General features: G+C 56.9%; 6 protein-coding genes. All 6 read left to right on the top strand.

Annotated features, from left to right (window positions below):
* Positions 1-1,048 (top strand): restriction endonuclease subunit S (locus A3754_RS03370; protein WP_063518847.1); only part of this gene is annotated, 1,048 nt, incomplete at its 5' end.
* A gap of 94 nt (positions 1,049-1,142) precedes the next feature.
* Positions 1,143-2,150 (top strand): RhuM family protein, encoded by a 1,008-nt coding sequence (rhuM, locus tag A3754_RS03375; protein ID WP_063518848.1) that lies wholly within the window; start codon positions 1,143-1,145, stop codon positions 2,148-2,150.
* Positions 2,151-5,297, top strand: coding sequence for a type I restriction endonuclease subunit R (locus A3754_RS03380; RefSeq protein ID WP_063518849.1), 3,147 nt, complete (start codon positions 2,151-2,153; stop codon positions 5,295-5,297).
* A 320-nt stretch (positions 5,298-5,617) separates the two neighbouring features.
* A complete protein-coding gene (locus A3754_RS03385) occupies positions 5,618-5,971 on the top strand; it encodes a hypothetical protein (RefSeq protein WP_063518850.1) in 354 nt (117 codons plus the stop codon).
* On the top strand, positions 5,955-6,284 hold the full coding sequence (locus tag A3754_RS03390; protein ID WP_063518851.1) for a DNA-binding transcriptional regulator: 330 nt from the start codon (positions 5,955-5,957) through the stop codon (positions 6,282-6,284). The genes A3754_RS03385 and A3754_RS03390 overlap by 17 nt, the downstream gene beginning before the upstream one ends.
* Before the next feature lies 1 nt (position 6,285).
* On the top strand, positions 6,286-6,694 hold a 409-nt coding region (locus tag A3754_RS03395; RefSeq protein WP_156496741.1), incomplete at its 3' end, for a M48 family metallopeptidase.

The following is a 6,694-nucleotide window of genomic DNA, read 5'->3' on the forward strand; positions in this document are numbered from 1 at the left end:
GAGGGTTGGGAGCTGTTTTCTAACCACTAAACGAGAAAGTGGGTGGGTTATATCGGGGCAGACATTGCGAATGAGGGTTGATCTGAAAAAGGTAAACCCAGAGTTCTTGGNGTATGGACTAAGAACCGATGAAATCCAGAAAGAAATTGTAGGCGAATCAGTCGGCTCAACGCGCACCTCAATTAATACAACAATCCTAGAAAATCTTCAGGTGCCAGTCCCCCCTCTCCCCGAACAACAAAAAATAGCAGCCATCCTGTCCTCCGTCGATGACGTGATCGAAAAAACACGCGCACAGATCGACAAGCTGAAAGACCTGAAAACCGGCATGATGCAGGAGCTGTTGACCAAAGGCATTGGGCATACCGCGTTCAAGGATTCGCCGGTGGGGCGGATTCCGGAGGGGTGGGAAGTTGTTGGTTTAGAGTCCCTGTTGGCAAAAGTTGACTACCCTATGAGAAGTGGTCCGTTTGGCAGTTCTCTACTGAAGAGCGAGCTCGTTCAAAAAGGGATCCCTTATCTAGGGATTGATAACGTCCATGTTGAAAGGTTCGAGAATAAATTTCGGCGATTCGTATCAGAAGAAAAGTTTGAAGAACTCAAGCGGTACGCGGTCAGAGAAAAGGATGTAATGGTCACAATTATGGGAACTGTTGGCAGATGCTGCGTTGTTCCTGATGGCGTCGGCAGGGCTTTGTCTTCTAAGCATGTTTGGACAATGACCTTCGATCAAGAGTTATGTATTCCTGAGTTGATTTGCTGGCAAATAAATTATGCTAATTGGGTGCATGAGCAGTTCAAAAATGAGTCACAAGGAGGGGTGATGGATTCTATAAGCTCTAAAACCCTGAAGGGATTGCTCCTCCCGTTGCCTCCTATTTGCGAGCAACAGAAGATTGCTGAGGCACACGCAAGAATTTCTAGAGTCATATTGGGAAAGGCGGAAAAGCTATCCGCAACCACAAATCTCAAAAAATCCCTAATGCAAGACCTGCTCACCGGCAAGCTCAGAGTCAACGTCGATAACAAGGAGAACGCAGTCGCCTGATTGGCGTGACTGCCCGTTATGTTTCAGGATGAAGCCGAAAAAGTCGAAATTCCGGCCATTGCGCAGCTGACAACCGCTTTGGGGACGTAAACGTATGGACGCGCCCGCACAGATCGAAATTTACCAAAGCAGCGACCAAGGTCCCATTGAGGTGAGGCTGGAGCAGGACACCTTGTGGCTGTCTCAGGGCCAGATGGCAGAGCTGTTTGAGAAAGATGCCGATACCATCGGTTTACACCTGAAAAACATCTTCAAGGAAGGCGAACTGGATGCCGAGGCAACTACCGAGGAATCCTCGGTAGTTCGCCAAGAGGGCAAGCGGCAGGTACGCAGAAAGCTCAAGTTTTATAACCTGGACGCCATTATTTCCGTGGGGTATCGGGTGAACTCGAAAAAAGGTACCCAGTTTCGCATCTGGGCCACCCAGCGCCTAAAAGAACACCTCACCCGCGGCTACACCATCAACCAGCAGCGTTTTGAGCAAAACGCCCATGAACTGGAACAGGCCTTGGCGCTGGTGAAAAAAGCTGTGAAATCAACGGGGTTGGGGCTGGAAGAAGGGCGCGGGCTGGTGGAGATTGTCAGCCGCTATACGCAAACCTTCCTGTGGCTACAGCGCTACGACGAGGGTTTGCTGGAAGAACCCAGCGGTGAGGCGGGCGGTCAGCTGCCTTCGCCAGAGCAGGCCATGGCCGACTTGAAGGGCCTGAAAGCCCTGCTCATGGCGCGCGGCGAAGCCACGGCCTTGTTTGCCAACCCGCGTAGCGATGGTCTGGCGGGGATTTTCGGCAACCTTGAGCAAACGGTGTTTGGCGAGCCTGCCTACCCGGCGGTGGAAAGCAAAGCCGCACATTTGCTGTATTTCGTGGTGAAGAACCACCCCTTCAGCGATGGCAACAAGCGCAGCGGTGCCTGGCTGTTTGTGGACTTCCTGCACCGTAATGGCCGTTTGCTGAATGCCGCTGGCGAGGCGGTGATTAACGATACCGGCCTGGCGGCTCTGACCCTGCTGGTGGCGGAATCTGACCCGAAACAGAAAGACACGCTGATACGCTTGGTCATGAATATGCTGGCTCAGGATAGTAGCGAGAAGGAGGCCTGAGTGTTTCAGGACGAATACGACAAGGTTGAAGCGCCGGCCATTGAACAGCTCACGCAACTGGGCTGGTCTTATGTAAATGGTGCTGCGCTATCGCCTGACCTCGTCAGGCAAGAACGCGCTTATTTTCGCGATGTAGTGCTTGCCAAGCGGCTGGAGGCGGCCCTGCGCCGCCTGAACCCGTGGATCAGCGAGGAAAACCTGCGCAAGGTGCTGCGTGAGTTTACCCACCCCAATTTCGCCGGCCTGATTGAATACAACCAGGCCCTGTGGGAAATGCTCTGCTGCACTGGCGATCATGCCCTTTCCGTGGAGCAGGATCTGGGCTCGGGCCGCAAGGGGCAAACGGTCACCGTTGTGGATTTCGATAACCCGGCCAATAACGACTTTCTCTGCACCAGCCAGTTCAAGGTGGAAGGCGCGAACCAGAACATCATTCCCGACATTGTCTGCTTCGTGAATGGCCTGCCGCTGGCGGTGATCGAGTGCAAGTCTCCCTATTCCTCCTCGGATGCCATCGGCGAGGGCATCAACCAGCTACGCCGCTACGCCAACCTGCGCCGCCCGGAAGATGATGAAGGGGCGCAGAAGCTGTTCTGGTATAACCAGTTGATGGTGTCCACCTGCCGGGATCAGGCCCGGGTCGGCACCATCAGTTCCATGGCCCAGCATTACGGCGACTGGAAGGATGCTTACCCCTATACGGATGCGGATATCCGTGGGGTGCTGGCGAAGCCGGAGGCTGGGAGAGTAACGACCGACGGGAATGCCGCCAGCAAGATTGAAGATGTGCCGTCCACGGCCTATCTGGAACAGGTGAAGGCCATTCTTACTGGTGAAGGGGAAGCGGCCAATGGTGCAGGCGAAGCGGTGCAGAGCGATATCACCGCTCAGCAACGCCTGCTGATGGGCATGTTCAGCCACGACACCTTTCTCGACCTGATCCGCAATTTCATCCTGTTTGAACCGGTGGAAGGCCGCCTGATCAAGAAGGTGGCCCGTTACCAGCAGTACCGGGCAGTGAACAAGGTGATCGAGCGACTGAAGCACGGCACTACCCGTAAAGAAAAGTCCGGGGTGGTGTGGCACACCCAGGGCTCGGGCAAGTCGCTGACCATGGTCATGCTGGCGGTGAAGATGCGCCGCGACCCGGAACTGCAGAAGTACAAGCTGGTGTTCGTCACCGACCGTACCCAGCTGGACAGCCAACTTTCCGCCACCTTCCGCGATGCCCAGAACGAAACCATCTATAACGCCAACTCGGTGGCCAAGCTGAAAGAGCTGCTCACCAAGGATGCCTCTGACATTGTCACGGCCATGGTGCAAAAGTTTCAGGATGCCGAGGCGGAAGGCGACTTTACCGATCTGAACCCCAGCGACAAGATCATCGTGCTGGCCGACGAGGCCCACCGCACCCAGTTCGGCGGCCTGGCGGCTACAATCAATGCGGCCCTGCCCAATGCCCCCAAGATCGGCTTCACCGGCACCCCGCTACTGAAGACCCAGAAGATGGATCAGGCCTTTGGTGGCTACATCGACCAGTACAAGATCAATGAGGCGGTGGAAGACGGCGCCACGGTGCGGATCATCTACGAAGGCCGCCAGGCCCAGACCCAGGTGGTGGGCGAATCTCTGGACAAGCTGTTCGACGAATACTTCAAGGACAAGAGCGACGACGAGAAGCGCGAGATCAAGAAGAAGTACGGGGTGGAGCGGGCGGTGCGCGAAGCCCCGGCGCGGATTCGCTGGGTGTGCCTGGATCTGCTCAAGCACTACCGGGAGCATATCCAGCCCAACGGCTTCAAGGCCATGGTGGTGGTGGGCAGCCGCCATGCGGCCACGGTGTACAAGAAGACCCTGGATGAGCTGGGCGCGCCGCCGTCCGAGGTGATTATCAGTGGTAGCCACAATGACGAGGGCTACATTGCCAAGTACACCGACAAGGCCCAGCAGAAGCAGGCCATCGATGGTTTCAAGAAGCCCCTGAACGAGAACCCGCTGGCCTTCCTGATTGTGAAGGACATGCTGCTCACCGGCTTCGATGCCCCCATTGCCCAGGTGATGTACATCGACCGCAGCCTGAAGGATCACACCCTGATGCAGGCCATTGCGCGGGTGAATCGTACCTACAAGGGGAAGCAGGCGGGCTTTGTGGTGGATTACTACGGCCTGTCCGATTACCTCACCGAGGCGCTGGAGCAGTTCAGCAGCGATGACGTGGAAGGCACCTATGTCACCCTGAAGGACGAGATCCCCAAGCTGAAGGCGACGCATACGCGGGTGGCGCAGGTGTTCAGTGGCCTTAAGGGCTCGGATGTCGATGACTACGTGCTGTTCCTCAAGGACGAAGACATCCGCCAGCAATTCGAGCTGGCCTACAAGCGCTTTGCCCGGCAGATGGACGTGGTGCTGCCCGACCCGGCGGCCAAGCCGTTTATTGCCGACCTGAAGCTGTGGGGCAAGGTGCAGAACGCTGCCCGCAACCGCTACCGCGACCCGGGCCTGAATATCGCCGACGCCGGCGAGAAGGTGAGGCAACTGGTGGATGAGCACATCATCAGCACCGGCGTCGATCCGAAGATCCCGCCGGTGGACTTGATGGCCGCCAACTTCCGCGAATCCGTGGAGCAGATCAAATCCCCGGAATCCCGCGCCTCGGAGATTGAGAGCGCTATCAAGCACCACATCACCGTGAAGCTGGATGAAGACCCGGAATACTACAAGTCCCTGAGCCTGCGCCTGCGCGACATCATCGAGAAGACCAACGGCAAGTGGGAGCAGCAACTGGAATTGCTGCTGGACATGGTTGGGTCCATCGAGAGTAACCGTAAGCAGGAGGGGAATGACAAGGGCCTGGATGAAACCGAGATGGCTTTCTTCCGCATTTTGATGTCGGAAGTGGTTCGCCATACGGGCGAAGAGGTGGTGAGCGAGAGCGTCGAGGACGAGATCAAGACCACCACCCAAGCGCTGGTGGAGATGTTCAACGAAGCTACCCAGATCGTGGATTTCTTCAAGAAAGGCGAAGAGATCAAGCGCATGAAGAAGGCCATCAAGCGGGCGATCCTGGACTGCAGCTTTGGCGACAAGGCGATTGTGAATGTGGTGCAGGAGCGGTTTATGGATCTGGCGAAGACGAAGTTCAAGTAGACGCCTGCGAACCCGGTAGCTGTAGGAGCCCCACTTGAGGGGCGAATGTGGTGGAATGAGAGGTCAGTGCTGAACTCGGTTGGGGATGCAATCTCACCCTGTGGGAGCGGTGGTTCCACCGCGATTTTGGGTTTCAAGGAGGCTGCAAGCACAGATGGATCTGGTGCATCGCGGTGGAACCACCGCTCCTACAAGGAAGGTCTGGCTAACTGATTGAAATACAAGGAGCCAAGGATGGCTTTGTATGCTGATGGGCTGTCGCTGACAGTCACAGGCTTGCCGTCATACGTGAATCGCGTATACTTTGGGTCGAGCACCCCATGAAGGCGCTGTTTGTCGAGCTGCCGCCCTTCAGCCGCCACCGGGCGGACTACCTGAAAGACGAGGAATACCGGTTGCTCCAGGCCATGTTGCTGGAATCGCCCCACATGGGGGATGTGATTCAGGGCACGGGCGGGCTGCGCAAGGTGCGCTGGGTGGACAAGCGGCGCGGAAAGGGCAAGCGCGGTGGGGTGCGGATTATCTATTACTGGTACGCCGGTGGCGCACAGTTCTGGTTGTTCACCCTGTATGACAAGGATGAGGCAACCGATTTGACCGCTGACCAGAAGAAAGCCCTCAAGGCGCTGCTGGCGCGCGAGGTGGAGGCGAGAAGCCATGGCAAAGAAGACTGACAACAAGCGCGATATCTTCGGCGAACTGACCGAAGGCTTTGAGGCGTTGCAGGATGCCCGGGAGGGCAAGCAAACCCTGCAGACCACTGAGCTGGAACTGAAAGACCCGCTGGAAATTACCGCTGCAGAAATTCGTTCGCTGCGCGAAAGCCTGAAAGTGTCCCGCCCGATCTTCGCCAACATGCTACGCATGAGTGTGCGCACGCTTGAGCGCTGGGAGCAGGACCGTGGTAAACCGGACCAGGGCTCGACCACCCTGATGCGCCTGATTCAGCGCCACCCGGAAACGCTGGACTGGATCAGAGAGCTATAGCTTGAAGCGTCCTGAATTTATCGACGGCAACGGCTTTATTGCCGAAGTGATCCGCACCAGTCGCCGCAAGTCTGCCGATATCCGGGTGGAAGAAGGGGCGGTGTCGGTGGTGGTGCCGGCGGACGTTTCTTTGGAGCGTATTGGCGAATTGCTGGCGGCCAAACGCCGCTGGATCAAGGAAAAGATCGCGCTTCATCAGGAGATGACCCCGCCCAGCAGCAAGCGCTACGTCTCCGGAGAGTCCTTCTCCTACCTTGGCCGCAACTACCGGCTGAAAGTGGAAAAAGGCCTCTTCGCTCCGGTGAAATTGGTGCAGGGGCGTTTGCTGGTGTCCGTGCCCCAGGGCGCGGAACAACCCCACATGATCCGCAACGCCCTGATTCGCTGGTACAAGCGCCAGGCCGAAACGA

This window comes from Alcanivorax sp. HI0083, from assembly GCF_001635175.1.

Bases quoted from the DNA above. Each gene is read 5' to 3' on its own strand.
- rhuM (WP_063518848.1), top strand. From the start codon at position 1,143: ATGGACGCGCCCGCACAGATCGAAATTTACCAAAGCAGCGACCAAGGT.
- A3754_RS03390 (WP_063518851.1), top strand. From the start codon at position 5,955: ATGGCAAAGAAGACTGACAACAAGCGCGATATCTTCGGCGAACTGACC.
- A3754_RS03385 (WP_063518850.1), top strand. From the start codon at position 5,618: ATGAAGGCGCTGTTTGTCGAGCTGCCGCCCTTCAGCCGCCACCGGGCG.